This is a genomic window from Streptomyces sp. NPDC048419, assembly GCF_043200415.1.
GTDB lineage: Bacteria > Actinomycetota > Actinomycetes > Streptomycetales > Streptomycetaceae > Streptomyces.
Genome location: NZ_JBICXT010000109.1, coordinates 1 through 2,180, shown reverse-complemented (window position 1 = coordinate 2,180; position 2,180 = coordinate 1). Strand labels below are relative to the sequence as shown.

Sequence of the window (2,180 nt, the reverse complement as noted above, 5' to 3'; positions counted from 1 at the left end):
ACCGACGCCGGACCGAAGGCAAGACAGACCGCGAGATCCGCCGCTGTCTCAAGCGCTACCTCGCCCGACGCCTCTACCGCCACCTCAACCACGCCGCCGCGGCGAAAACGGGGGTTGACGGGACATAGAAGCTTCATAGAGGCACCCCCCGGCAGCGTCGATGACCTGGTCAAAGCCCTCCGCGGGAACAGCGGCATCTCGAAGTCGGAGTCTCCCGGATCTGTGCAGCGCTGGACGAGCCGCTGACCGCGTTCCGCACCCGCCCGCTGGATCACGTCCGCTTCCCCTACGTCTATTTGGACGCAACCTACTGCAAAGCGCGGGTGAATCATCAGATCGTCTCCCGGGCGGTGGTGGTCGCCACCGGTATCACCGAGGACGAAGGCCGCGAGGTCCTGGGCCTGATGGTCGGCGCCAGCGAGAGCGAGGCGTTCTGGAAGGAAGTCCTGCGCTCGCTGCGTGAGCGTGGCCTGTCCGGGGTTCGGCTGGTCGTCACCCACCAGCACGCCGGTCTGGTCGCCGCGGTCCGCAAGGTGATGCTGGGAGCCGCCTGGCAGCGGTGCAGGGTTCATTTCCTGCGCAATGCCTTCAGCGTGATCGACCGGGCCTCCGGTGAAATGGTCGCCGCAACGATCCGCACCATCTTCACCCAGCCCACCGCCGGCCTCGCGCGCACGCACCTGGACACCGTCGCGGACATGCTCGGGGCCCAGTTCCCCACGGTCAAAGCGATGCTGCTGGAGGCGAAGGAGGATCTGACCGCGTTCGCGGACTTCCCGCCCCGGCACTGGAAGAAGATCCAGTTTACGAACCCGCTGGAACGGGTGAACCGCGAGATCAAGCGCAGGATCGACGTCGTCCAGGTCTTCCCCAACGACGACGCGCTCATCCGCCTGGTCACCGCGGTGCTCTTCGAGATGCACGACGAATGGATCGCCTTCCCCCGCTGCTATCTCCCCGAAGGCAGCATGAGCGAGATCTACCGCGGACTCCCCGAAAGCGCCCCCACGCTGCCCAACACCCCGAACACGCCCACCAGTTGATCCCCAACACCACGACGAGGGACACGACCGGATGGGGCGAACGGAGCCCGCTGTAAATCTGCCAGCTCAGTCATCGGGCCGGACGATCCACGCCTTGCGTCGTTGATCCACCTGCGCGGCGGCGATTTACGGATCTCGGTACCTTCGTTTTCCACTCGATCACAGTCAGCTCAGTTTCTTCTTCCGGCCCTCGAACGAGACGGTGAAGTCTTTTCCTATCCTCGGGTCGAGCTTCCGGAAAATCGAGCGCCTCGCCAAGTGCTACTGGTATCGGCAGGTCATCCGCTAGAGCGGACTACTCAAGTTACCCTCAAGTCTAGGACGTCCCTCCTCCCTCCGCTTAGGGGAGGAGGGACGCCACTGCACCTTGAAGCGCGCGGGGGGGGTGACGCTTCAAGGTTTCGGGCGCCTCCCCCGAGCCGCCCGAGGAAGAAAATTGCACTGCAAATGCAGAATGTCAAGAGGCTACCTCAAGATCACCTAGGCTTAGGGGGAGAGGGAGGCTCGTTGAGTACGACTCGGCATCAATCTCGCAGCGGTCCTTGCGGGGTGGCGGGACTCCCCTCTCGCCCGTGTATCGCCTAGGGGCCCGGGAATGGACGGCTTCCCCGCCTGACCGGCACGCCGGCCTAGCGCAACGCGAGAGTCTGCATCGCCACTCACGGGGGCTAGCAGTCCTACCCGCGTCGAAGGAAGCCCGAAAAGGGGAGGGGCGCACCTCCTGCATGCGCAAGGAGCGCTTCCTTTTTACTGCGTGTCACTTCACGTCAGCGTTAGCCGTGCCTACGTGACCCAAAAAACAGGAGAATCCGAGTCGCGTCAGCAGCATCCATCATAAAGCCAGGCCGTAAAACCATGCGCTCTGCAATCTAGCTATAAGCAGAATCTTTCGCTACCGCTCCGATGCGTCACGGTGATGCCAGAAAGCCCTACCGCCGCCGACAGGAAAGGGGAACCCGCCCCGGTATGTGTTGTTGTCCATGCACCATCCTCAGCTCAACGCGCACGCGGCCGCCGCAGGCTGGTCGACTGGCCAAACGAATCAGTGAACCTCTTTCATCCTGGGGTCTGAGGAGTGAAACAGGCTGGTCAGGTGGGGTGACGTGGCGAAGCCCCTCGTCGTTGGTGTGGTGATCT

1 pseudogene is annotated in these 2,180 nt (G+C 63.4%); it reads left to right on the top strand.

Annotation, left to right across the window (positions count from 1 at the left end):
- Positions 1-156: 156 nt before the first annotated feature.
- Positions 157-1,043: pseudogene (locus ACGFYN_RS48075) on the top strand (IS256 family transposase); the annotation flags it as partial.
- Positions 1,044-2,180: the final 1,137 nt, after the last annotated feature.